We start from the raw sequence: 22,618 nt of genomic DNA on the forward strand, positions 1-22,618 counted from the left end.
TATGTGATCGCCGTAAATAACCCGGCGTGGCTATCTTTCTTAAAATAGCACAATAAAGTTCACATCACATATTACCTGAAAACGAACCTGTTAATCAGGATCATATTTCTATTATAGAGGCCATATTATGGATACCGTTCAAAATACTCTCGTCACGCGTGAAGCCAGTGGCTGGAGAAAAAGTGATACCGTCTGGATGCTGGGCCTGTACGGTACAGCTATCGGTGCTGGCGTGCTGTTCCTGCCGATCAACGCTGGCGTGGGCGGGATGATCCCGTTGATGATCATGGCGGTGCTGGCTTTTCCGATGACCTTTTTTGCCCACCGCGGCTTAACCCGTTTTGTTCTGTCAGGTAAAAACCCCGGCGAAGATATTACCGAAGTGGTGGAAGAGCATTTTGGCGTCGGCGCGGGTAAGCTGATTACCCTGCTTTATTTCTTCGCTATTTATCCTATCCTGCTGGTATATAGCGTGGCGATTACCAATACGGTAGATAGCTTTATTACCCATCAGCTCGGTCTGGTCTCCCCGCCGCGCGCCGTTCTGTCGTTAATTCTGATTATCGGCATGATGGCGATTGTCCGCTTTGGCGAAAAGATGATCGTTAAAGCGATGAGCGTGCTGGTATTCCCGTTTGTCGCCGCGCTGATGATGCTGGCGCTCTATCTTATTCCGCAGTGGAATGGCGCTGCGCTGGAGACCCTCTCCCTGAGCAGTACCGCGCAGTCCGGCAATGGCCTGTGGATGACCCTCTGGCTGGCTATTCCGGTAATGGTGTTCTCCTTTAACCACTCGCCGATTATCTCCTCGTTTGCCGTGGCGAAACGTGAAGAGTACGGCCAGGACGCCGAGCGTAAATGTTCACGTATTCTGGGTTATGCGCACATCATGATGGTGCTGACCGTGATGTTCTTCGTCTTTAGCTGCGTGCTGAGCCTCACCCCGGAAAACCTGGCGGAAGCGAAAGCGCAAAATATCTCGATTCTGTCTTATCTGGCGAACCACTTTAACGCGCCGGTTATCGCCTGGATGGCGCCGATTATCGCGATGATTGCCATCACCAAGTCCTTCCTCGGCCACTACCTGGGCGCGCGTGAAGGCTTCAACGGTATGGTTATCAAGTCGCTGCGTGGCAAAGGTAAATCCATTGAAATCAACAGACTGAATAAAATCACCGCGCTGTTTATGCTGGTTACGACCTGGATTGTCGCTACCCTGAACCCAAGCATCCTCGGCATGATCGAAACCCTCGGCGGCCCGATTATTGCGATGATTCTGTTCCTGATGCCGATGTACGCCATCAATAAAGTACCGGCCATGCGCAAGTACAGCGGGCATATCAGCAACCTGTTTGTGGTTGTGATGGGGCTTATCGCCATCTCCGCCATCTTCTTCTCGCTGTTTAGCTAAGTTTCAGCGCCGCCCATAGCGGGCGGCGCATCCGTTTTACCTAACTCGCGTGGGTGCCACATGATTAGCGTTTTCGATATTTTCAAAATCAGTATTGGGCCGTCGAGCTCCCATACCGTCGGGCCGATGAAAGCAGGCAAACATTTTGTCGATACCCTGCAGGAAAAAGGCCTGTTACATCGCGTCACCCGCCTGGTCGTGGATGTCTATGGCTCCCTCTCCTTAACGGGGAAAGGTCACCATACCGATATCGCCATTATTCTGGGGTTATCCGGCTATCTGCCGGATACCGTCGATATCGACGCCATTCCGGCGATTATTCATGACGTTAACGCCCATCATCGTCTTTTTATCGAAGAGGGGCAGCGGGAGATCGAATTCCCGGTCGCGGAGTGCATGCGTTTTCATAACGAATTTTTACCGCTGCATGAAAATGGAATGAGCATTACCGCTTTTTGCGACGGAAAAATCGCCCATTTCCAGACCTATTACTCTATTGGCGGCGGCTTTATCGTTACCGAAGAGAACTTCGGCAAAAGCCAGGATGCGGACATTGATATCCCGTTTCCCTTCTATTCCGCCCGCAATTTGCTGGCCCACTGCCACGATAACTGCCTGTCCATCTCCGCCGTGATGATGAAAAACGAGATTGCCCGGCATGGCCGCAGCGAAGTGGAACAGCATATGGCGAAGATCTGGGAAACCATGAAAAACGCCATCAATCGCGGTATGAATACCGAAGGCATACTGCCAGGCCCATTGAAAGTACCGCGTCGCGCATCCGCGCTGCATCGCGTCCTGGCACCGCAAAGTAACACCATCACGCCGCTGAGCGCGATGGACTGGGTGAACATGTTTGCCATGGCGGTTGGGGAAGAGAACGCCGCCGGTGGGCGTGTAGTCACCGCACCGACTAACGGGGCCTGCGGTATTATCCCGGCGGTGCTCGCCTACTATGACCGCTTTATCAAAGCGGTGACGCCGGAAATCTATATGCGTTACTACCTGACCGCTGGTGCCATCGGCATTCTTTATAAGATGAATGCTTCTATCTCCGGCGCGGAAGTGGGCTGCCAGGGGGAAGTGGGCGTTGCCTGCTCCATGGCGTCTGCGGGGCTGGCGGAGCTGCTGGGTGCCAGCCCGGAAAAAGTCTGCATCGCCGCGGAAATTGGCATGGAGCACAACCTTGGGTTGACCTGCGACCCGGTCGCCGGGCAGGTGCAGGTGCCCTGTATTGAACGTAACGCCATCGCGGCGGTGAAAGCGATCAACTCGGCCAGCATGGCGATGTACCGCACCAGCGACCCGAAAGTTTCGCTGGATAAGGTTATCGAAACGATGTTTGAAACCGGCAAGGATATGAACGCGAAGTACCGGGAAACTGCCCGTGGGGGCCTGGCCATCAAAGTGGCGGTATGTGAATCCTGATGCCCTGAACCGCCTGCCTGCGCAGGCGGTTATCCGTCACTTCTTCTCTGCCTCCGCAGGCATAAATGACCACACCACGCTGCGGGATGCCGACGAGGTATACCACTCATTAATGGCAGCATCCGCCGCCGCTTCCGGTACGGCCGCCTGCCGTTTCTCTTTTGGCTGATTCGCCTGTTTTTTCCGAATACGGATACGTGATGGCGAAGCGGACACCAGTTGGGCATTGAAGGCGCGAATATGGGAGTCATACAAAATGGACTCCAGTTGATGCAGCCGGTCCAGCCCGCGCAAAATGCCAATTAACGTGCTCAGCGTGACCGACTCGCCTAATTCCACGCGTTTGATGGTGGCGGCGCCAACCTGCGCACGTTCAGCCAGTTCAATTTGTGACAGCCCGAGCTGCATACGCGTCTCTTTAATTCTGCGGCATAGCTCAGCAATTATTTCGCTGTCGGACATGGTACTGAAACGCATTTTACTACCTCTGCTGCTACATAAGTCGGGGCGAATTATTTAACATAAACGCTTACAAATAAAGCGGATAATTTATATTTTGCGAAGGCCACGGCACTAAATTTTTAAGCAAACCACAACGGTGTCTGCTGATAAAATTTAAATCCAATACAATGAACGGGATAGTTGACGGTATAAGACAAGAGTCATTTTTACCATCATAAAATTAATGAGCCCGTTAACTCTTTTTCCTGCTGGCGTTAGAAAAATAAAAAGCCCTTTTATTTATCTTTTATGTAACAATTTAAAGAGATTTGCGCCGGTAGGCTTTCATGTGCCGGAGGGTAAAATTACACAAGGAAGAGGTAATAGCATGAGTTATAAAGGTAAAGTTTTTCTGTTCTGGGGAGTGATGGACCTGCTTACGCTTGGCAGCTATCTGTTTTTCTCGCTTATGCGGGGAGAGGTTCCTTTCTGGTCAGACATCACCCACTTTTATGCCGGGCTGGAACAGCACGAAGCGGGAGGCGGATACGCCATTTTGCTGCAGGGCCTTTTTTTCATCCATCTGGCCTTGTTGTTATCGCTGCCTGTTTCCGCATGGGCTTTCCTGGCGCATAAAAAAATGAGCGTCTTGTGGCTTGCCCTGCAGGAAACGATGCGTATTTTTTCGCTCACCTGCTCGCTGGCGCTTTTTCCGCTCATTTTGCATTTCGTTTCTTCCGGGCCAATGGTCAACCTGGCGCTCTTTTTGATTTCCGAAACCCTCAAGGTGGCTTCCCTTCTTTCCACAAAGCGGAAGAGGGAGGAGGGTGAGAAAGTCTCTTAAATTTTTTGATCTCTTATACTTAATGAGGCTTCCCGCTTCCCCCGACATCATTGTGAAAAAGGAGCCACAACAATAAGGAGAACAACAATCCGTGTTAATTCTGCTTCACCTGCTCTCTTCTGTCGCCCTGCTGGTATGGGGCACGCACATTGTTCGCACCGGCGTGATGCGCGTTTTCGGCGCGCGGCTGCGCACCGTGCTGAGCCGCAGTATCGAGAAAAAATCCCTCGCCTTTAGCGCAGGGATTGGCGTGACCGCGCTGGTTCAAAGCAGTAATGCTACGACGATGCTGGTCACCTCCTTCGTCGCCCAGGATCTGGTGGCGCTGACGCCCGCGCTGGTGATTGTACTGGGCGCAGACGTGGGTACCGCATTAATGGCGAGGGTGCTGACCTTCGACCTCTCCTGGCTGTCGCCACTGCTGATTTTTGTCGGCGTGATTTTCTTTTTAGGGCGTAAACAGACCCGCGCCGGGCAGCTTGGGCGCGTCAGCATCGGGCTTGGCCTGATTCTGCTGGCGCTGGAGCTGATTGTGCAGGCGGTAACGCCCATCACCCAGGCCAATGGCGTACAGGTGATCTTTGCCTCCCTGACGGGCGACATCATGCTTGATGCGCTGATCGGCGCGGTGTTCGCCATCGTCAGCTACTCCAGCCTGGCGGCGGTATTATTGACCGCGACCCTAACTGCGGCAGGGGTTATCGCATTCCCGGTCGCCCTGTGTCTGGTGATTGGCGCTAACCTCGGTTCTGGCCTACTGGCGATGCTCAACAACAGCGCCGCCAATGCCGCCGCACGAAGAGTGGCGCTGGGCAGCCTGCTGTTTAAGCTGGTGGGCAGCCTGATGATTTTGCCGTTTGTACATTTGCTGGCGGAGGCGATGGATAACCTGTCGCTGCCCGAATCGGAACTGGTTATCTATTTCCACGTCTTTTATAACCTGCTGCGCTGCCTGTTGATGGTGCCGTTTGCAGGCGTGATGGCCCGCTTCTGCGAGCGTATTATTCGTGATGAACCCGAGCTGGATTCGCGGCTTAAACCGAAGCATCTCGACAGCTCGGCGCTGGACACCCCCACGCTCGCGCTGGCTAATGCCGCGCGGGAGACCCTGCGGATGGGCGATACTATGGAGCAGATGCTGGAAGGGCTGCACAAGGTGATTCATGGCGAGCCGCGGGAAGAGAAGGCGCTGCGTAAACTCGCCGATGATATTAACGTGCTCTATACCGCCATTAAGCTCTATCTTGCGCGCATGCCGAAAGATGAACTGGCAGAGGAGGAGTCAAAGCGCTGGGCTGAGGTTATCGAGATGTCGCTTAACCTTGAACAGGCGTCGGATATTGTCGAGCGTATGGGCAGCGAGATTGCCGATAAATCACTGGCGGCCCGGCGGGCATTCTCCGTGGAGGGGCTGGCCGAACTGGACGCGCTGCACGAGCAGCTGCTGAACAACCTCAAGCTCGCCATGTCGGTCTTTTTCTCTGGCGATGTCGCCAGCGCGCGCCGCCTGCGTCGCAGCAAGCACCGTTTTCGTATCCTTAACCGGCGCTACGCCCATGCGCACGTTGACCGCCTGCATCAGCAAAATGTGCAAAGCATTGAAACCAGCTCCCTTCATCTGGGGCTGCTGGGCGATATGAAACGCCTGAACTCGCTGTTTTGCTCGGTAGCGTACAGCGTGCTGGAGCAGCCGGATCACGATGACGAGCGGGATGAGTATTAACTGGAAAGCGCCTCGCAAAAACTTTATGTGAGGCGCGACAGATTGAGCCGTCGTGATTATTATCCCGGCGAAGGACAGGATGTATTGCAGAACGTTATGCTCATAGAGAAGGAGAATTTATGTACATTTATGCAGGCCAGAAAAGAGCTTTCAGCATTTTGCTTTCCCCACAAATGCCACCCGAACAATTACCCGGGCGTGCTCATGAGGCGTGGTTAAAAAGCAATAAAGATGCTATTGACGCACTGAATCAATGGGTGGAGGAAAATGGTTCGTTTAGTGACTTTCAGCGAGCTTTCTGATGGAGCAGTTTTGCGCCTATGAAAACTGTGGCAGAGGGAAACATCTTTATCCGTTACTTATTAATCTTCAACATCCTGTCGCCAACATCCTAAAGCATGTTCTTGTTGCTCCCGCAGTTGAGTTGCAACGCCTGGACGGTATTGAGCCTCCTGCCAAAATTTGTCCGCTCATTGCAATTGGCAGCAAAACGTTCGTTGTGATGACCCACATGATGTCAGGCATACCTGAAAAAGAGCTGGGCGAGCGAGTTGCGGATTTGTCAGTCGAAAGAGCGAGATTACGGGATGCTATCGACTTTCTGATTAATGGTTATTGACCCTTTTTAACCTTGACTGAGTATGGCTCCCGGCGCTGTCCATCAGTACATTTACCAGCAAAATCACGCCTTACTTCCACAGACCGTGCAACAGGCATTTTTTATCTGTCTTAAGGTGAGATATATTTCGCTTTTACAGGAGAACTTATGCTGCCCGACTCATCAATCCGATTAAACAAATACATCAGCGAAAGTGGAATTTGCTCACGCCGCGAAGCCGACCGTTACATTGAACAGGGTAACGTTTTTCTGAATGGAAAACGCGCCACGATTGGCGATCAGGTAAAGCCTGGCGATGTGGTAAAAGTGAATGGTCAGTTGATTGAGCCGCGCGAAGCGGAAGATCTGGTATTTATCGCCCTGAACAAACCCGTGGGCATTGTCAGCACCACCGAAGACAGCGAACGGGACAACATCGTGGATTTCGTCAACCACAGCAAACGGGTGTTTCCCATTGGCCGCCTTGATAAAGATTCACAGGGGCTGATTTTCCTGACCAACCACGGCGACCTGGTCAATAAAATTCTACGGGCCGGCAACGATCACGAAAAAGAGTATCTGGTCACGGTGGATAAACCCGTTACGGACGACTTTATTCGTGGCATGGGGGCGGGTGTGCCTATCCTCGGAACCTTGACGAAAAAATGTAAGGTCAAAAAAGAGGCCCCCTTTGTTTTTCGCATCACCCTGATTCAGGGGCTGAACCGCCAGATCCGTCGCATGTGCGAACACTTTGGTTATGAAGTGACGAAGCTTGAGCGCACGCGAATTATGAACGTCAGCCTGGCAGGCCTGCCGCTTGGTGAATGGCGCGACCTGACGGACGACGAGCTGATTGCGCTGTTTAAACTGATCGAAAACTCCTCGTCAGAGGCAAAACCTAAGGCCAAAGCGAAGCCGAAAGCCGCAGGCATTAAGCGCCCGGTGGTGAAAATCGAAAAAAGCAGCGAGAAAGCGCGCCCGGCAGGAAATGGCAAGCGCTTCACCTCGCCGGGGCGTAAGAAGAAAGGGCGTTAACGTCTGCCGCGCGTCGGCGTATTCGCCGACCAGGAAAAAGAGGCCTCGGTATCCGGTTTATACGCCTGCTGTTTTTTCAACTGGCGGGCTTTTTTGGCTTCGGCTTCGCGCTGCGCCATTAACTTATCGATGTACTCTTTCTTTACGCTGTTGGTCTCTGCATTGGTCAGCGGACGGCCATGCGCTATGCGGGCGCGATCGAGCAGCGTTTTTAACTCACGCTGTTCGCGCTCGGTCATCTCTTTTTGGGTAATACGGGGAAGTGCCATCGGAGTGCCCTCTGTTAGCCAGTAAAGTCAGGCTCCATGCCAGTCTACGGCAATACGCCGCGGGCGGATAGCGTCACTGTGCGATACGCAGTTTCCCGGCGAAATCCTGCTGTGTATAACGGGTTGTTTTAAAGCCTTTATCCGTGATGATGCCATCGACTTCTTTCAGGGTTGCGATGCACATCACCCCATCCTGACCAAATTTGGTATGGTCGGCGAGGATCACTGCTTTTTTGCTCATGGCAATCATCGCCTTAGCGACGTACGCTTCCTCAAAGCTTTTTACCAGCACCCCGTGCTGCGGGGAGATACCCCCTGCGCCAATAAAGCAGATATCAGCGTGGATAGCATTTATTTGCTGACAAACCGAGACGCCAAGATTAGCGCGAAAATGGTAATCATATTCGCCGCCTAATACATAGACACGGGCCTGCAAATTGTGCTCTTTAATTTTATCGGCAATCAAGGCGGAGTTAGTAATAACGGAAAAGGCGAGGGGGGGAAGCTGTTCGGCAAGAATAAGATTGGTGGTACAGGAGTCAATAAACAGCGTATCACGTTCGCTCACCATGCCCGCGGCAAGTTTGCCAATTGCCATTTTTTCTTCACGATGGGCATTTATTCGAGCGCCAAAGGTATCTTCCTGCACAACCTGTTTTTTTACCGCCCCGCCGTGAATCTTGGTGATTTGCCCTTCGGTTTCCAGCAGGGAGAGATCGCGGCGAATAGTTTCTGAGGTAACGTTTAGCGTTTCCGATAATTTAATAACGGTAACTTCACCGAATTTGTTTAATTCATCAAGAATATGTTTTCTTCTTTTAATCGGGTTCATTATTTTCCGCCAGTGTCGAGCTTTGGCGAATGGTAACTGGATGCGCAGAGCAACGCAACCACTCAAGCGCATGGACGATACCCTCATCATCGTTCGCGGTCGTTATAAAGCGGGCCTGCTGTTTGACGACCTCCGGCGCATTACCCATCGCTATCCCCGTGCCGGCTGCCGCAAACATGCTAATATCATTCTGCCGGTCGCCGATAGCGACAACCTGCGAGCAGGGAATATTTAACTGCTGGCTTAATTTCGTTACCGCGTAGCCTTTATTTATTTCACTGCGCTGAATATCAATATAATTCCCGCCGGTGATTGTCGCCGTATAGCCATAAGGAAGTTTACAGGTGACCTCCGCACACAGCGCGTCAATATTTTCCTGCGCGCCCACCAGCGTTATCTTATAAATATCGCGGCGGTTAACTATCTCGACAGGCGTGGCGGCGATGAGCGGCACAGCGAATAATTGGGCTTCATAGCGTGTCCACGGGGCGACAGGCCTGTCGTAACGGTGATAAATAGCATCCGCGCTAAAAAAATGGTGGTCGTAGCACGCAAGGGAAATATGCCGGTCAATATCCCGCAAATCCATGCCGGATAGCGCAGCGGTATGAATAACCTGCTGCGGCGACATGGCGATAATCTGTCCGCCGTTAAAACCGGCGCACCAGCCGAACAGCGTGGCAACCTGCTGCTGTTGCAGCAGGCGCGTCATTGAGGAGACCGGTCTGGCGGAACAGGCTGCCAGCAGGCCGCCGCGCTGACGGAATGCAATCAGCGCCTGGCGCGTAGGCGGGCTGATTGTCTTTTGCGACGTCAGTAATGTTCCATCCAAATCGGTAACCAACAGCATCTCTGTTTCCTTAATGCGTAATAAACGGCGTAACGGCTTCTTTGGCGGCGTTGCAGACCATGTTGTCGATGGCCGTGCCCACGACCAGAATATTGACGCCGGTATCCTTAAACGCCCTGGCGTTGGCCAGGTTGATGCCGCCTTCCGCCAGCGTTGGCACCTCTACCGCGTCAACCAGCGCCCGCAGGCGATCTTTAATGACCTGGGGGATGTCGCCTGCCGCCACGCCTTCATAACTCATGCCGGTCATCAGGCCAATCATATCGACGCCAATCTCCTGCATCCTTTTCGCCACGCTGGCCACCTCTTCCGGCGTGCGGGCCGGAATGCCGAAGGTATGCAGGTCATCCGGATGACCAATGTAGGCATCCACGGTCAGGCCATATTGATGGGCGAGATTGACGATGTCCTGCAGGTCGTCCCAGTCGGATTTGTGGGTGTGCAGGCCATCGGCTCCGGCGCGGGCAATCTCCAGAATCTCCGTTTCGCTGAGGGGAACCGGCAGCGTCTCGGTAAAGCCGCCCGCGATACCGACGGTAATAAAGATATCGTCAGGCACCACGTTGCGTACGCCGTGTACCGCTTCGGCCATCTGCCCGTTGGTGATTTCATGGCGGATCTGCTCTGCCGCGTGCATATTGCTCACGCCTTTATGCCCGCGCGCCAGCGCCAGCGCAGGGTGGTTCGGCTCCAGCAGCTTAACGCCCGCCTCACACACCGCTTTCGCCAGCCGCGCATCGTCGCCGGTGATCCCGGTACTGAGGATGGTTTGCCCGCCGTGCAGCGCAATGGCGTCTTTCACTTTCTGTAACGCTTTGGCGCGTTTTTTATTCATATCGCCTTTAAACATAAATACCTCTGGTGTTGGTGCGTGAATTAACGGGCTTGCGCGGCAGGTTCTTTCTGCACGACGGCCCTGAAACGGTTAGCAATAATGGTGGTGATACAGGTCATTGCCATTACGGCGAACATCACCAGCGCCATCTGCAGCGCGTTGCTCGATAAGAACGGTGAGGCGAAAGCGGGGACATAGGCTACCCCTTTGATGTTAAAGAAGCCCAGCATCATGCCGCCCATTCCGGCCCAGAAGATGGCGGAGCCGAAGACAATCTTGTTGGCGAACATAAAGGGATAGGCTGATTCAACAAAGGTTCCAAAGCCCATATTGATAAGCAGTCCTGGCGTGGCGACCGCCGCTTCGCTTTTTTCGCGCGGGGCGATGACGTTAGCAAGGTTAATGCCCGCGGCGACCATCACCAGGCCAACCATATCAACCGCGCCGAGGAAGCTGACGCCGGATTTTTCCATCTCCAGCAGCACCAGCGGCAGAATAACCGCGTGGTAGACGCCGCCGAGAATGGCCGGCCAGATAACCAGCCCTGCCAGCAGTCCGGCAAGAACCGGGCTGAACGCCAGCGTGCTTTCAATCGCCAGCTTGATGTAGTTCCCCGCCGACAGCGCCAGCGGGCTGAGCAGGTAGTGCATGATTAGCCCGGCGGCGAGGCCCGAGATCCCACCGGCCACGATGTTGACGGTGGTCATCGGGAAGCGCCAGTTCAGGCACAGTTCAAACAGCCAGCGAACCAGCACGCCGGCCATCACGCCGCCGAGGATGCCGCCAATCAGGCCGCCTTCAACCGAGAGCACCCCGGCGACGACCCCGGCAACAATCGAGACTTCGTCCAGCTCGGAGATCTGCTTTGCCGCCAGCACGGCGACTAACACCGGCAGGCCTTTCAGCAGAATTTCAAAGATGTCGTTAAGCTTTTCCAGCCCCGGAATGTGGCTCATGGCGAGCACTATCGCCATCGCGATAAAGCCCGGCAGGGCAGGGATCATGATGCTGCGGATATTAAAGCGCTTAAGCAGGCTCTTTCCGGAGCCGCCCTGCGACGGCGACGCGCTGCCCAGCTGCGGTTTGTACTTAATGCCCCAGTGTTTACACAACGACGCCACAAACGAGACGGCGCGGGTGCGGCTGGTGGTGCCGGTTGTCCCGGAGGTGGCGACGACGTTTGCTCCTTTTGCCGCCACCAGCGCCATAGATGTCCCGCCAGTGCCGACGATGGGCGTTTTCATCTCAACCGCAGCGGCAAAAACGGCCTGGTTCGCCTTCTGGGGATCGGCGCTCATCACCACGATCCCGTCGATCTCGCCGTTGCGGATCATCTGCGCGATTCGGTTATCGCTCTCCACCACCGAGGCGTTAACTTCGGAAAGTTTGCCCTGGAAGATGCGTTGCGGTTTTAGCGGGTTTTCAGGCGTTAATGCATACACAGAGGCTGGGGTATCCGCCTTCGCGACATCCATCGAGGCGTCTGCCGCGATAAACTGTACGGCGGCTACCTGTACATCTGCGGCGTCGCACTGCTGATAAATCTCCTGGAGTAGCTTTTCAGGCTCTGCGCCACCCAGGTTGTAGAGGTTGCCTCCACTGCTTCCAATAATCGCAATTTTTTTCATAGCGGCCTCAAATAGGGTAAGAGGGTTATCTGTGTTGTAATGAGCGTATATTCCCAACCAAAACAAAATAGATCAACATTTAAATCAGTCATTGAAACAGGTGTTGATAGTATTATCTAAATTAACTTAATGAATTTACTAAATTAAATGGTTATTTTGTTTTGTGTTGTTGTTTGTGGATTTGTGACGGGCTTCAAAAGCCGGAAGAGAAGAAATGGATGGCTCAACGCCATCCATTCAGATGAGTATTAGCGGGGCGTTCTGGTTTTATTTGCGACAGGTTTACCGGACCAGTAGCCTGCCAGCAGCGAGCCGGAAAGATTGTGCCAGACGGAGAAGAGCGCGCCGGGCAGGGCGGCAAGCGGGCCGAAATAGATTTTCCCCAGCGCGGCGGCCAGCCCGGAGTTCTGCATTCCCACCTCAATGGCCAGCGTGCGGCAGGTGGACTCGTCAAACCCAAACAGACGCCCGCCCCAGTAGCCGGTAAGCAGGCCAATGCCGTTATGCAAAATCACCGCAACAATCACCACCAGCCCTACCGACGCAATGTTAGCGGCAGAGCCTGCCACCACGGCGCTGATGATCGCCAGAATGCACACCATCGAGAAGGCGGGCAGATACGGCTCCACCGCTTTCACCACCCGGGGGAAGAGATGGTGCACGATTAAACCAAGGCCAATCGGGATCACCACAATCTGCATAATGCTCACCAGCATGCCCATCACGTCGACCTGAATATGGGCATCCACGTAGAGACGAGTAAGCAGCGGCGTGGCGACAACGCCCACCAGCGTTGAGACGGCAGAGATAGTGACCGACAGCGCCACATCCCCTTTTGCGAGATAGATCATCACGTTGGACGCGGTGCCGCTTGCCACGCTGCCCACCAGCACCATCCCGGCGGAGAGTTCCGGCGGCATATTAAAGAGCTTCGCCAGCAGCCAGGCGGCGAGGGGCATAATCAGATAGTGCAGAAAGATGCCCGCGGCGACGGGGGCCGGTCGCGCCAGCACGCGCTTAAAGTCATCAAGCTTTAAATGAACGCCCATGCCAAACATAATCAGCATCAGCAGCGTGGCGACCCACGGGCCGACAGGGGTAAAGGTCGTGGGCGTGTAATACGCAATAACAGAGAGCAGCAGCGCCCATAACGGGAACAGCCGTGTCAAAGTGGCGAGCATGTTGTTTTCCTCGAGTGCGTGTTGTGTTTTTTTATAGGCTGGCCGGGATCGAGCCCGGCCATAGCTATTGTTTATCGTGTGAGGAAAGCTAATTCAATAAAATTATGGTGATAACGCTTCATGTTGCGTCGCGCAGGCTCTCCCAGCTCAGCCCGAAGCGCGCCAGATATTTTCGCAGCCGATCGGCATCGTTGGGGTTCGCTTTTTTACGCCGGGAGACGGCGAACAGCTCGCGGCCCGCTTCGGAGAGCGACTGGCTACGCCGACAAACTTCAACTACCGTTTCCAGCTGCCGCTGGTCAAACAGATCGATCTCTTCAACCAGCGCAGGGTGGGCGGGCGCGATGCGCCAGCTATGGCGTAAACGCGTAATCTCCTCCTCAACAAGCGCCAGCGTAATACGCCCCTGCTCGGCAAGCGTCGCCATGCGGAACACCGACGCGCTCAGCTCGCGGAAATTGCCGCGCCACAGCGCCTGCGGCGAGCAGGCAAACGCCAGATAGCGATCGCGGGCCTCTTTATCGAAACGAACCTGCGTCTGTTCGCTATCGGCGAAGCGTTGCAGCTCAAATTCAACGTTTGGCGCGATGTCTTCCCGCCGCTCGGCCAGCCCCGGCAGCGCAAAGCTCCACATATTAATGCGCGCGTAGAGATCTTCACGAAAATGCCCCTCAGCCACCCACTGGGGCATATCGCGGTGGGTTCCGGCGATGAGTTGAAAATCGCTGCGCACCTCTTTATCCGCGCCAAACGGGAAGAAGGTTTTCTCTTCTATCGCTTTTAATAGCATCGCCTGCTCATCCAGCCCCAGCTCGGCGATTTCATCCAGAAAAAGCACGCCGCCATCGGCTTCGCGCAGCAACCCGGCGCGGGGCGTTAACGCGCCGGTGAACGCGCCTTTAACGTGGCCGAACAGCGTCGACATCGCGTTATCGCCGCGCAGCGTGGCGCAGTTCACCGCGACCAGCTTGCCTTGTACCTGGTGGCGTGACTGCTTAAGCTGAAAAATACGCCGGGCAAGGAAGGATTTCCCCGCCCCGGTCGGGCCGGTGAGCAGCATCGGCGAGCGTGAACGCAGCGCTACCCGTTCTATCTGGTCAATAAGCCGATTGAAGGTGGCGTTGCGGGTATCAATGCCCGCTTTCAGAAAAGAGACCGACTGCTGCTGTTCGCGCTGAAAACGGCTGGTAAGAGTGGCATAACGGCTTAAATCGAGATCGATAACCGAGCAGACTCCTGCGGCGACCGCCTCTTCTGGCGAGCCTTTCGGTGCCGGGCCGGTTTGCAGCAGGCTGGCGGGAAGGTAGCGGGCTTCGGTGAGCAGAAACCAGCAGATCTGCGCCACGTGGGTGCCGGTGGTGATATGCACCAGATACTCTTCATTCTCGGTATCGAAGTCGTAGCGGGTGGCGAAATCCAGAAAGGCCGCGTAGACCTCTTCGAAATCCCACGGGTCATTGATGCTGATAGCATGCGCCCGTACCTGAGTATGCGGGGAAAGCAGGGCGACATCCTCCGCCAGCTGCTGCGCCATTCCCGTATCCCGCGGCTGGTGGAGCAGTTCAAGCCGGTCGACTGGCAAATCAGGCTGCTGGCACAGCCCCACCGTTGGCCGCCATTTTCGGAACCTGTTTGCCCGCTTGCCGCGCTTATCCAGCACGGTTCCCAGTACGCCTATCACCACTCGCCGCTTTGCCATCTCTTATCCTTAAAGATAAACATTGATATGTAAGGATAAAAAAGATAGCGCGCCATAACAATTCATCGCAATGCGTTAAATTTAAAATATTTATTAATCAAGCAATTAAAAAATAATTAGGGTGGCGCTGATTCTGGCACGCTTCTGGCAATAGTTATCCTGCCATCGCACTGAGCACGCAGGGGATTGTAGCCCCGCCGGCGCATAAGGAACGGCAGACGCCGTTTTCCGCATGCGTTCCGTCAGTAAGTGGCAACCAGGGTTCGATTCCCAATTCACTCGCTAAGTGAAACTGGTTGTTAAATCTGGAAAAAAACGGAGCGTTGAGCAGTCGGCAACCTCCAGAACAGGCTGCCGGTAACGATGCCGTGCCGCAGGCAAAAGGGAATTCCCCTGTCGCTTCGCCTCTGCGCCCGCGTCTGTCTCATCATTTAAGGAAAGAACAATGACAAAAAAATGACTATCCGAAAAGGCCAACTGGGGCTGCTGGCAAAAGAGGGCGACTACTATCAGGTGCTGGAAGCGGGCGAGCACCGCCTGCCGTGGTTCAGCAAGCCGGAGGTGCTGATCGTTGAGCGCGACGGGAGCGAAGTTCCGCCTGCGCTGGCGGAATACCTGCGTCGCTTTCAGCCTGAATGGGCCGCCCAGTACTGCCTGACGGTGGATTTAACGGAACATGAGGCGGGCGCGCTGTATATGAACGGCGTGTTGCAGGAGATTTTGCCACCGGCGACACGTCGCCTTTACTGGCTGGCCGATGAGGCGCTGAAACTGGTACGGCTGGACACGCGCCAGCGGCAGGTCCCCACGGACATCATGAATGCGGTACTGCAACCGCGTCGCGGCGGCGCGGTAAAAGGGCGCGAAGCGATACTGACCGTGCAGGTTCCCGCCTGGCATGTAGGGGTGCTAAAAATCGACGGTGAAACCCAGGCGTTGTTGCCGCCGGGTCTTACCGCCTGGTGGAAAGTTAACCATCTGGTCGAGGCAGAAGTGGTGGATACCCGCCTGCAGGTGCTGGAGGTGAGCGGTCAGGAAATTCTCACTAAAGACAAAGTGAACCTGCGCCTGAACCTGGCGGCGAACTGGCGCTACAGCGATGTACTCCAGGCTTTTGGTCAACTGACGAAACCGCTGGATCATCTTTACCGCGAATTGCAGTTTGCCCTGCGCGAGGCGGTAGGCACACGTACGCTGGATGAGCTGCTGGAAGATAAGCAGATCATCGATGAGGTCGTTAGCGCGCAGGTCAAAAGCCGCATGATGCCGTATGGCATTAAGGTGGCCTCGCTGGGGGTCAAAGACATTGTGCTGCCGGGCGATATGAAAACCATCCTCTCCCGGCTGGTTGAGGCGGAAAAATCGGCCCAGGCTAATGTCATCCGCCGTCGTGAAGAGACCGCCGCGACACGCTCGTTATTGAACACGGCGAAAGTCATGGAAAACAACCCGGTGGCGCTGCGCTTAAAAGAGCTGGAAACGCTCGAAAAAGTCGCGGAGCGCATCGATAAAATTTCGGTATTCGGCGGTCTGGACCAGGTCCTGCACGGCTTAGTGAATATTAAAGGATAAGAGATATGCAGCAGAATGATTTTGAACTGTTAATGGCGCAGAACAGCGCGCCGGTGAAGATGTGGACCCACGGCGTGCCCGTGGAGCCGGAGGCGCAGGCGCAGCTGCTTAAAACCGCCAGAATGCCGTTTATTTTTAAGCACCTGGCCGTCATGCCGGATGTGCATCTGGGTAAGGGTTCGACCATCGGCAGCGTTATCCCCACCAAAGGGGCGATCATCCCGGCCGCGGTGGGGGTGGATATCGGCTGCGGAATGATTGCCGTGCGCACGTCGCTGCTGGCAAGCGATCTGCCGGATAACTTAAGCGGGCTGCGCAGCGCCATTGAACGTGCCGTTCCCCATGGGCGAAGCGTAGGGCGCGGTAAGCGTGACGTTGGCGCATGGGACACGCCGCCGGACGAAGTGAATGTTCACTGGGGGCAGTTGGCCGCGCGCTTTAAGCGGCTAACCGATAAATATCCCCGCCTGCTGAACACTAACAATCATCAGCATCTGGGAACATTGGGGACCGGTAACCACTTTATTGAAATCTGTCTGGATGAGCAGCAGCGGGTGTGGGTGATGCTGCATAGCGGGTCGCGTGGGGTCGGTAACGCCATCGGTAATGTCTTTATCACCCTCGCGCAGCAGGATATGCAACGGCATATCGCCAACCTGCCGGATCGTGATCTGGCCTACTTCCAGGAGGGAAGCCAGCATTATGAGGATTACATTGAGGCGGTGGAGTGGGCGCAGGATTTTGCCCGTCATAACCGGGAAGTGATGATGTCCCGCGTGCTGGCGGCGCTGTCGAAGAGCGTGACGAAGCCCTTTATGACGCAGCAGGAGGCGGTGAACTGCCACCATAACTACGTACAAAAAGAGCGTCATTTTGACGAAGAGGTGCTGGTGACGCGCAAAGGCGCGGTGTCGGCGCAGAAGGGGCAGATGGGGATCATCCCCGGCTCGATGGGGGCGAAAAGTTTTATCGTGCGCGGGCTGGGTAACGAAGAGAGCTTCTGTTCGTGCAGCCACGGCGCGGGACGCACCATGAGCCGTACGGCGGCGAAAAAGCGCTTTACCGTTGAGGACCAGATCCGCGCCACCGCTCACGTTGAGTGCCGTAAAGACAGCGAGGTGATCGATGAGATCCCGATGGCCTACAAAGATATTGATGCCGTAATGGCGGCCCAGTCTTCGCTGGTGGAAATTGTGCATACGCTGCGTCAGGTGGTGTGCGTGAAAGGATAAAAAGATGATGAACACGGTGGATGCCGCGATGCGCGAGCGTGTGATGCGGCAGTTAAAAGAGGTGGAGCAGCGTTTTGGCGTGCGGGTACTGTACGCCTGCGAGTCCGGCAGCCGGGGGTGGGGTTTTGCCTCGCCGGACAGCGATTACGACGTGCGCTTTTTGTATGTTCACCCGCCCGAGTGGTATCTGCGGGTGGAGGCGGCGCGGGACGTTATCGAACTGCCAATAGATGATGAGCTGGACGTCTGCGGCTGGGAGTGGCGCAAGGCGCTCGGCCTGTTGAAAGGGGCCAACCCGACGCTTATCGAGTGGCTGGACTCGCCGGTGGTTTATCAGCAGGACGGCGCCACCGTGGCGGCGCTAAAAGCGCAGGTGCCTCGCTGGTTCTCCCCCGTGCGCGCCCGCTGGCACTACTATTCGATGGCGCGCAAAAACTTTCGTAGCTATCTGCAGGGTGACGAGGTGCGGCTGAAAAAGTACTTTTATGTGCTGCGCCCTCTGCTGGCGGTGCGTTGGGTAGAGGCGGGTAAAGGCGTCCCGCCGATGCGTTTTGCCGAACTGCTGGCAGGTAGTGAACTGGACGCGCCGTTGCGCCGGGAAATCGACGATCTGCTTGCTCGCAAACAGCGCGCCGGAGAGGCGGAGTATGGCCCGCGCCGCCCGCTGCTGCATGCTTTCCTGAATGCCGAACTGGCCAGGGGTGAGATCCCGCCCGTATTGCCGGACAGCAGGGAGGGAAATAGCAGCGAACTGGATAGTTTGCTGTATCAGACCGTTATGGCCCCGCAGTCCCCGGATGCGGCATAGCCTTATCCGGGCTACTCTTTGTAGCCCGGCTCGGTTTTAAGGGTGGTATTGCCCACTGCTGACCAGCGCGTAGAGGTGGTTCGGTGAGTAGCGCCAGCTCTCATTAAGCCCCAGAAACGCCGCGCAAAACTCGCTGCAAAACAGCCTGTTGCGATGCTCTTTGTTGCCCAATACAATCCCCAGCGCTCCCTGCCAGTCGTAGCGTTTGCCGTCATGCTGGCGGAAAAACGCCTCCACTTCCGGCAGACTTGTCTGCAATGGCAGCTTATCCCACTTATCATCCGGCAACGGCATCAGCTTGCCGCGTACGCCGCGATCGCGAAACGAAGCCGAGTAACAGAGGTACTCATTTCCGCCGCGCGCCACGGCCAGTTCACAGTGGGAGTAGATCCCACGCGTGATTTTGCGGGTCAGCCAGTCGGCAACCCTGGCAATGCCCCGGTGCTCCGCCCGCCCTTTATAGCAGGCGAGCCAGACGGTGGCGTTACTCATGGCTGCCAGCCTGGGGTGTAGTCGTAAAATGATTTTTGATTAAATATGATTCCATTTTATTTATCCTGTTATTATACAGTAATGGCTTGTGGGCGAATTTCTCCATACATACCAGTGACTGCATTAGTGAAAAGCTGCCTTCCATATTCTTCAGGATCATCTTTTGACGCGGTAAATAAAATCTCTGTACCTATTCCTTCGATATCACAGGTGAAATTGATAGAGTTATATGTTCCCTCATTTAAATCTTTATAATTAGCGTAAGGATTTCGTATATTCTTTACTCTAGAGGTATTACCTATAGGGACTCGTTGGATTAACATGTTTGTAGTCAAATATTGATGGAGCACATCCGTTTTATCATGCTGTGCAGCATTGCATGTCCACCAAATTCCTGGTAAATAGGCAGTTGCATTCATGTTTTTACCCATGGAAAAGCCTGGCCCCGATAAAAAGCAGCAAGAGGATAAAGTACTGCCAGCTCTAATTTCGCCTTGCTTTATATCATCTATTTGATTAAGACTTGATTGGGTATTCTTTATAAATGGAACAGTAGCTAAACAATACGCGCCATCCCCATTTACCTTAGGGTAAAGCCCCTTAATTTGATCGGCAGTATGAGTATGATTCGCCGGTGCCGCCGCATTCGCCTTGTCCATCGCCGCTTTCACCGCGCTCGGCGTCGCCGCTTCGGTGGTGCTGGTGCTGTTAGTGGCATTATTCAGCTTCACCACCCCTTTCTGGGTCAGGGTGCCATCCGGTACGCCGGTGACCTGATTCCAGGGGTGGGTGTGGCTGGCCGGTGCGGCCGCATTCGCCTTATCCATTGCCGCTTTCACCGCGCTCGGCGTCGCCGCTTCGGTGGTGCTGGTGCTGTTAGTGGCGCTGTTCAGCTTCACCACCCCTTTCTGGGTCAGGGTGCCGTCCGGTACGCCGGTGACCTGATTCCAGGGGTGAGTGTGGCTGGCCGGTGCGGCGGCATTCGCTTTATCCATCGCTGCTTTCACCGCGCTCGGCGTTGCTGCTTCGGTGGTGCTGGTGCTGTTGGTGGCGTTGTTCAGCTTCACGATCCCTTTCTGGGTCAGGGTGCCGTCCGGCACGCCGCTTATCTGGCTCCAGGTATGGGTGTGATTACGCGCTTCGGCCAGCGCTGCTTTCACCGCTTTCGGCGTGGCGGCTTTGGTTTCGTCATCGCTGTTGGTGGCGTTGCTGAGCTGCGTAAAGCCTTTTTGCGTGAGCGTGGCGTCCGGGTGTCTGGTGGAGTGCTCGTGCTCATCCAGCAGCGAATCCACATAGTCGCGGGTTGCCAGCACCACGCTGGGGTCAACGGTCAGGGTGACCGCCGTGGTGTTGGACACTTCCATAATCAGACGAATGCAGACCTGCTTGCCGCTGCCGCCGGGCAACAGCGGCTTGTAGGACTCCGGGAACTTGCCGATGGCGATCAGATCGCCGTCGGTGTCGAATACCCCCACCTCGCGCACGTACCAGCCGCCGATGTTTTCCGGCAGTACTACTTCGGCAATCAGCCAATTGGGGTTATTGGGCGCGACCGTCAGGGTATTCATCTCACCGCGCCAGACTTCGCGACGTAATTTCGTCTGGTTAACGGCAGGCTCATAATATTGCCCGCCGCCGTCGCCAACCGCCATCTTTTGCAGATGCAGCTGTTTTTTCTCCGCCAGCGCGGCGGCGATTTTCGCCATCCCCTTATTGGTCAGGAGAGTATAAAATTCATTATCCATAATTACTCCGGGTAAATAGACGTAATTTCAAGGCTCCATTGCCCTGTGCCAAAATAAACTGGCTTAGTTTGTTGAACTTCCAGTACCTGGAAGGGTGAAATAGTGGTAATTTCGCCGCCAAAAAGGGCGCAGCCCAGTACCGGTATTGCGCTCTGGTTAATAATCCAGATAATCAGTGCTTCCAGCTTTGAACGCACATTTTTATATTCATGAATCAGCTCTACCAGATGATTAAAAAGCGGTTCATCGATGCCATTGTTAATAAGCTCAATTTCAATTTTGAAAAAATACGCTTTGCCACCGTATTCAAACCATTCGGCAATAGTGCCAGGTAACGATAATATCTCCAGCACGCGACGAACGGCCCAGGGCGTCCCTTTATATTTGTGCAGCTCAATGGCCTGCTTGATTAATTCCCGCTTCTCCTTTTCATTGCGGGCGAATAACCAGCCCTCCAGTCCCTGCACATGAAACTGTTCGGCCAGCGAAGGCAGCGCAGAGGCGTCAACCAGATCCACCAGGTAAATAAGCAGCGCCGTCAGATCCATTTGTGCGAAGCGTTCGGCGGCGATGTTCGCCAGAAGCGAAAAGCGCTCATCGCGGGCAAGCGGCGGCGGCAGATGCAATTTATCCATCGCTCACTCCGGCAATCGTCACGTCAATAATGATGCATTCCGCCCATACATGCGCCAGCAGTTCACGTTTGGCAGGCTGTTCCAGCGCCACGTCGTAAACGCCATCCACCTGCAGCACTTTGATTATCTGATTCGGCACAATATCCTGGCCGAGCCGCGTCTGGCGCTGCTGGGTCCATGCTTCAATTGCCGCGCGGGCGGCGGCAAGGGTGGCCGCCTGATCGGCATGGGTAAAGAGCGTCAGCCGGGCGCGAATCTGATAAGGCACCCGCGGCGGCAATTTGACGCTGACCTTATCGGTCAGCGGGCGCTTTTTGTCCTTGCCCACTTCCTGCTGAATTTGGGCAAGCAGTTCCGTCCCCGGCATGCCGTTCAGCGTCAGTGGATAGATCTCCACGCAGCCTTCCGGCAACCCTTCATCCGGCCCCAGTATCGCCACGTCGATAATTGACTGGCTGACGGAAAGCGTATGAAAACGGTATGCCCCGTAGCTGCCTGCGTTACTGAAACTTTCTGGTGCCAGCCTGATACGCTCCCGCAGCGCGTCGTCGCTCTCTTCATCGCAACCGCCAGCCGAGGTCGTCAGGTTGGTTACCTTCACCGGATAGCTGCTGATCCTGTCCATCAGGGCGCTGATTTGCGCAGGTTCCCAGCCGTTGCCCGCTTCACCGGTTACAAGACAGGTGGCGGTGACAGCCGCCTCTGGCTTGTTGGGCAGAACCCTGACATCCTCTTCGCTGGCTGAGCGGGCAGGCGGTGAACGCCAACCAGTTCGCCTAAATAATCCAGCATGGGGGCGCGGGAATAGGCCACCAGGTTTTGCTTCGCCGCCTCCTGAATGGCGATGCGGACAAGGTTTTCACGATAGGCAATCAGGTCGATAAGCAGCCGCTCCGCCTGTGCCGGATAGAGTTTTTTACCGCTGGCCTTTTCATATTGCGCGATTATCTCGCTGGTAATTTGCGCGGGGTCGCGGTCGATAAAATCGGGTTCGGCTATCGCCATAACACCTCCGTAGAGTTAATAACGCCGTCTGCGGCGCGCCATTGCACATGAAGCGTCAGGTGTTCGCCGTCAATCGTCGGCGTCACCTTGAGCAGGCGGCAACGTGGCTCCCACATGCGGATCGCCTCCACCGACTCCCGTACCACGTGCGGAATAGCTCGCTCGACGGGATAGTCGATATAGCGCCACAGGTTGCTGCCAAACAGCGGTCTGTGAGGATCGCTGCCGCGCGGCGTGCGCAGGATGATGTGTATTGCCTGATGAATATCGTCCAGCCCGCAGACATATTCTTCAGGGCGCTGCAGGGCAGGTTGCCAGTGCAGGGTTGAGGGTCGTGTTTTCGTGTTCATGC

The 22,618-nt window shown here is 55.1% G+C and carries 22 protein-coding genes and 1 pseudogene; 10 read left to right on the forward strand and 13 right to left on the reverse strand.

From position 1 onward, the window contains the following. Positions 1 to 127 precede the first annotated feature (127 nt). Complete coding sequence (locus ENTHG_RS14205) at positions 128 to 1,411, forward strand: HAAAP family serine/threonine permease (protein ID WP_044180864.1); 1,284 nt, start codon at positions 128 to 130, stop codon at positions 1,409 to 1,411. A 60-nt stretch (positions 1,412 to 1,471) separates the two neighbouring features. Continuing rightward, positions 1,472 to 2,839 (forward strand): L-serine ammonia-lyase, encoded by a 1,368-nt coding sequence (locus ENTHG_RS14210; RefSeq protein WP_044180867.1) that lies wholly within the window; start codon positions 1,472 to 1,474, stop codon positions 2,837 to 2,839. A gap of 36 nt (positions 2,840 to 2,875) precedes the next feature. Here the strand turns inward: ENTHG_RS14210 and ENTHG_RS14215 are convergent, their stop codons facing one another. Beyond that, the gene (locus ENTHG_RS14215; RefSeq protein WP_044180870.1) at positions 2,876 to 3,316 is read right to left on the reverse strand and encodes a helix-turn-helix domain-containing protein; all 441 of its coding nucleotides are present in this window, start codon (positions 3,314 to 3,316) and stop codon (positions 2,876 to 2,878) included. A gap of 208 nt (positions 3,317 to 3,524) precedes the next feature. Here ENTHG_RS14215 and ENTHG_RS14220 point away from each other — a divergent pair, with 208 nt between their 5' ends. The 5 genes from ENTHG_RS14220 to rluF all read left to right on the forward strand — a co-directional run bounded on the left by ENTHG_RS14220 (position 3,525) and on the right by rluF (position 7,483). Further along, complete coding sequence (locus tag ENTHG_RS14220; protein ID WP_145973673.1) at positions 3,525 to 4,124, forward strand: hypothetical protein; 600 nt, start codon at positions 3,525 to 3,527, stop codon at positions 4,122 to 4,124. Positions 4,125 to 4,215: 91 nt separating this feature from the next. Beyond that, positions 4,216 to 5,847: a Na/Pi cotransporter family protein gene (locus tag ENTHG_RS14225; RefSeq protein ID WP_044180877.1), complete on the forward strand. Its 1,632-nt coding sequence runs from the start codon at positions 4,216 to 4,218 to the stop codon at positions 5,845 to 5,847. A 119-nt stretch (positions 5,848 to 5,966) separates the two neighbouring features. Further along, positions 5,967 to 6,149 (forward strand): type II toxin-antitoxin system CcdA family antitoxin, encoded by a 183-nt coding sequence (locus ENTHG_RS26440; RefSeq protein ID WP_081653632.1) that lies wholly within the window; start codon positions 5,967 to 5,969, stop codon positions 6,147 to 6,149. Then, positions 6,149 to 6,466, forward strand: a complete 318-nt coding sequence (locus ENTHG_RS14235; RefSeq protein ID WP_044180879.1) for a CcdB family protein — start codon at positions 6,149 to 6,151, stop codon at positions 6,464 to 6,466. Before ENTHG_RS26440 ends, ENTHG_RS14235 begins: the two co-directional genes overlap by 1 nt. 147 nt (positions 6,467 to 6,613) lie before the next feature. After that, positions 6,614 to 7,483: a 23S rRNA pseudouridine(2604) synthase RluF gene (gene rluF, locus ENTHG_RS14240; RefSeq protein ID WP_044180881.1), complete on the forward strand. Its 870-nt coding sequence runs from the start codon at positions 6,614 to 6,616 to the stop codon at positions 7,481 to 7,483. Here rluF and ENTHG_RS14245 read toward each other — a convergent pair. From ENTHG_RS14245 to rtcR, 7 genes are all read right to left on the reverse strand, one after another. Further along, complete coding sequence (locus tag ENTHG_RS14245) at positions 7,480 to 7,752, reverse strand: YjbD family protein (protein WP_044180884.1); 273 nt, start codon at positions 7,750 to 7,752, stop codon at positions 7,480 to 7,482. The two genes, rluF and ENTHG_RS14245, sit on opposite strands and share 4 nt — an antisense overlap. Before the next feature lie 73 nt (positions 7,753 to 7,825). Continuing rightward, a complete protein-coding gene (locus ENTHG_RS14250) occupies positions 7,826 to 8,584 on the reverse strand; it encodes a DeoR/GlpR family DNA-binding transcription regulator (protein ID WP_044180888.1) in 759 nt (252 codons plus the stop codon). Beyond that, positions 8,571 to 9,434: a Cof-type HAD-IIB family hydrolase gene (locus ENTHG_RS14255; protein ID WP_044180891.1), complete on the reverse strand. Its 864-nt coding sequence runs from the start codon at positions 9,432 to 9,434 to the stop codon at positions 8,571 to 8,573. The genes ENTHG_RS14250 and ENTHG_RS14255 overlap by 14 nt, the downstream gene beginning before the upstream one ends. A 10-nt stretch (positions 9,435 to 9,444) precedes the next feature. Continuing rightward, positions 9,445 to 10,284 carry a beta/alpha barrel domain-containing protein gene (locus ENTHG_RS14260; RefSeq protein ID WP_044180893.1) on the reverse strand — a complete coding sequence of 280 codons (840 nt, stop codon included), beginning with the start codon at positions 10,282 to 10,284 and terminating at the stop codon, positions 9,445 to 9,447. 26 nt (positions 10,285 to 10,310) lie between these two features. Continuing rightward, positions 10,311 to 11,897: a PTS sugar transporter gene (locus ENTHG_RS14265; RefSeq protein ID WP_044180896.1), complete on the reverse strand. Its 1,587-nt coding sequence runs from the start codon at positions 11,895 to 11,897 to the stop codon at positions 10,311 to 10,313. Between the two features lie 248 nt (positions 11,898 to 12,145). Next, the gene (gene panS, locus ENTHG_RS14270) at positions 12,146 to 13,078 is read right to left on the reverse strand and encodes a ketopantoate/pantoate/pantothenate transporter PanS (RefSeq protein WP_044180898.1); all 933 of its coding nucleotides are present in this window, start codon (positions 13,076 to 13,078) and stop codon (positions 12,146 to 12,148) included. Between the two features lie 118 nt (positions 13,079 to 13,196). Further along, positions 13,197 to 14,777, reverse strand: coding sequence for an RNA repair transcriptional activator RtcR (gene rtcR / locus ENTHG_RS14275; protein ID WP_044180901.1), 1,581 nt, complete (start codon positions 14,775 to 14,777; stop codon positions 13,197 to 13,199). A gap of 456 nt (positions 14,778 to 15,233) precedes the next feature. Here rtcR and ENTHG_RS14280 point away from each other — a divergent pair, with 456 nt between their 5' ends. From ENTHG_RS14280 to ENTHG_RS14290, 3 genes are read left to right on the forward strand one after another with little or no spacing between them, the layout of a single operon-like run. Further along, complete coding sequence (locus tag ENTHG_RS14280; RefSeq protein ID WP_044180904.1) at positions 15,234 to 16,349, forward strand: slipin family protein; 1,116 nt, start codon at positions 15,234 to 15,236, stop codon at positions 16,347 to 16,349. A 5-nt stretch (positions 16,350 to 16,354) separates the two neighbouring features. Continuing rightward, a complete protein-coding gene (locus ENTHG_RS14285; protein WP_044180907.1) occupies positions 16,355 to 17,581 on the forward strand; it encodes an RtcB family protein in 1,227 nt (408 codons plus the stop codon). A gap of 4 nt (positions 17,582 to 17,585) precedes the next feature. Then, entirely contained in the window at positions 17,586 to 18,389 is an 804-nt protein-coding gene (locus tag ENTHG_RS14290; RefSeq protein WP_044180910.1) for a nucleotidyltransferase domain-containing protein, read from the forward strand. Between the two features lie 36 nt (positions 18,390 to 18,425). On the opposite strand, the gene ENTHG_RS14295 is transcribed toward ENTHG_RS14290, so the two are convergent. The 5 genes and pseudogenes from ENTHG_RS14295 to ENTHG_RS14315 form a co-directional block, all read right to left on the reverse strand. Next, the gene (locus tag ENTHG_RS14295; RefSeq protein ID WP_044180913.1) at positions 18,426 to 18,881 is read right to left on the reverse strand and encodes a hypothetical protein; all 456 of its coding nucleotides are present in this window, start codon (positions 18,879 to 18,881) and stop codon (positions 18,426 to 18,428) included. A gap of 71 nt (positions 18,882 to 18,952) precedes the next feature. After that, on the reverse strand, positions 18,953 to 20,626 hold the full coding sequence (locus ENTHG_RS14300; protein ID WP_044180915.1) for a tail fiber protein: 1,674 nt from the start codon (positions 20,624 to 20,626) through the stop codon (positions 18,953 to 18,955). Positions 20,627 to 20,628: 2 nt separating this feature from the next. After that, entirely contained in the window at positions 20,629 to 21,261 is a 633-nt protein-coding gene (locus tag ENTHG_RS14305) for a phage tail protein I (protein WP_044180918.1), read from the reverse strand. After that, positions 21,254 to 22,266 (reverse strand): annotated as a pseudogene (locus ENTHG_RS14310) (baseplate assembly protein). Before ENTHG_RS14310 ends, ENTHG_RS14305 begins: the two are co-directional and overlap by 8 nt. Then, positions 22,257 to 22,616: a GPW/gp25 family protein gene (locus ENTHG_RS14315; protein WP_044180921.1), complete on the reverse strand. Its 360-nt coding sequence runs from the start codon at positions 22,614 to 22,616 to the stop codon at positions 22,257 to 22,259. Before ENTHG_RS14315 ends, ENTHG_RS14310 begins: the two are co-directional and overlap by 10 nt. Between the last annotated feature and the right edge of the window lie 2 nt (positions 22,617 to 22,618).

It is taken from the genome of Phytobacter massiliensis JC163, from assembly GCF_000321045.1.
GTDB classification, from domain to species: domain Bacteria; phylum Pseudomonadota; class Gammaproteobacteria; order Enterobacterales; family Enterobacteriaceae; genus Phytobacter_A; species Phytobacter_A massiliensis.

Coding starts and splice junctions, on each gene's coding strand:
- rtcR (WP_044180901.1), bottom strand. CDS start 14,777: ATGGCAAAGCGGCGAGTGGTGATAGGCGTACTGGGAACCGTGCTGGAT.
- ENTHG_RS14280 (WP_044180904.1), top strand. CDS start 15,234: ATGACTATCCGAAAAGGCCAACTGGGGCTGCTGGCAAAAGAGGGCGAC.
- ENTHG_RS14250 (WP_044180888.1), bottom strand. CDS start 8,584: ATGAACCCGATTAAAAGAAGAAAACATATTCTTGATGAATTAAACAAA.
- panS (WP_044180898.1), bottom strand. CDS start 13,078: ATGCTCGCCACTTTGACACGGCTGTTCCCGTTATGGGCGCTGCTGCTC.
- ENTHG_RS14265 (WP_044180896.1), bottom strand. CDS start 11,897: ATGAAAAAAATTGCGATTATTGGAAGCAGTGGAGGCAACCTCTACAAC.
- ENTHG_RS14235 (WP_044180879.1), top strand. CDS start 6,149: ATGGAGCAGTTTTGCGCCTATGAAAACTGTGGCAGAGGGAAACATCTT.
- rluF (WP_044180881.1), top strand. CDS start 6,614: ATGCTGCCCGACTCATCAATCCGATTAAACAAATACATCAGCGAAAGT.
- ENTHG_RS14295 (WP_044180913.1), bottom strand. CDS start 18,881: ATGAGTAACGCCACCGTCTGGCTCGCCTGCTATAAAGGGCGGGCGGAG.
- ENTHG_RS14255 (WP_044180891.1), bottom strand. CDS start 9,434: ATGCTGTTGGTTACCGATTTGGATGGAACATTACTGACGTCGCAAAAG.
- ENTHG_RS14260 (WP_044180893.1), bottom strand. CDS start 10,284: ATGTTTAAAGGCGATATGAATAAAAAACGCGCCAAAGCGTTACAGAAA.
- ENTHG_RS14315 (WP_044180921.1), bottom strand. CDS start 22,616: ATGAACACGAAAACACGACCCTCAACCCTGCACTGGCAACCTGCCCTG.
- ENTHG_RS14205 (WP_044180864.1), top strand. CDS start 128: ATGGATACCGTTCAAAATACTCTCGTCACGCGTGAAGCCAGTGGCTGG.
- ENTHG_RS14285 (WP_044180907.1), top strand. CDS start 16,355: ATGCAGCAGAATGATTTTGAACTGTTAATGGCGCAGAACAGCGCGCCG.
- ENTHG_RS14300 (WP_044180915.1), bottom strand. CDS start 20,626: ATGGATAATGAATTTTATACTCTCCTGACCAATAAGGGGATGGCGAAA.
- ENTHG_RS14305 (WP_044180918.1), bottom strand. CDS start 21,261: ATGGATAAATTGCATCTGCCGCCGCCGCTTGCCCGCGATGAGCGCTTT.
- ENTHG_RS14290 (WP_044180910.1), top strand. CDS start 17,586: ATGATGAACACGGTGGATGCCGCGATGCGCGAGCGTGTGATGCGGCAG.
- ENTHG_RS14220 (WP_145973673.1), top strand. CDS start 3,525: ATGAGCCCGTTAACTCTTTTTCCTGCTGGCGTTAGAAAAATAAAAAGC.
- ENTHG_RS26440 (WP_081653632.1), top strand. CDS start 5,967: ATGTACATTTATGCAGGCCAGAAAAGAGCTTTCAGCATTTTGCTTTCC.
- ENTHG_RS14245 (WP_044180884.1), bottom strand. CDS start 7,752: ATGGCACTTCCCCGTATTACCCAAAAAGAGATGACCGAGCGCGAACAG.
- ENTHG_RS14210 (WP_044180867.1), top strand. CDS start 1,472: ATGATTAGCGTTTTCGATATTTTCAAAATCAGTATTGGGCCGTCGAGC.
- ENTHG_RS14215 (WP_044180870.1), bottom strand. CDS start 3,316: ATGCGTTTCAGTACCATGTCCGACAGCGAAATAATTGCTGAGCTATGC.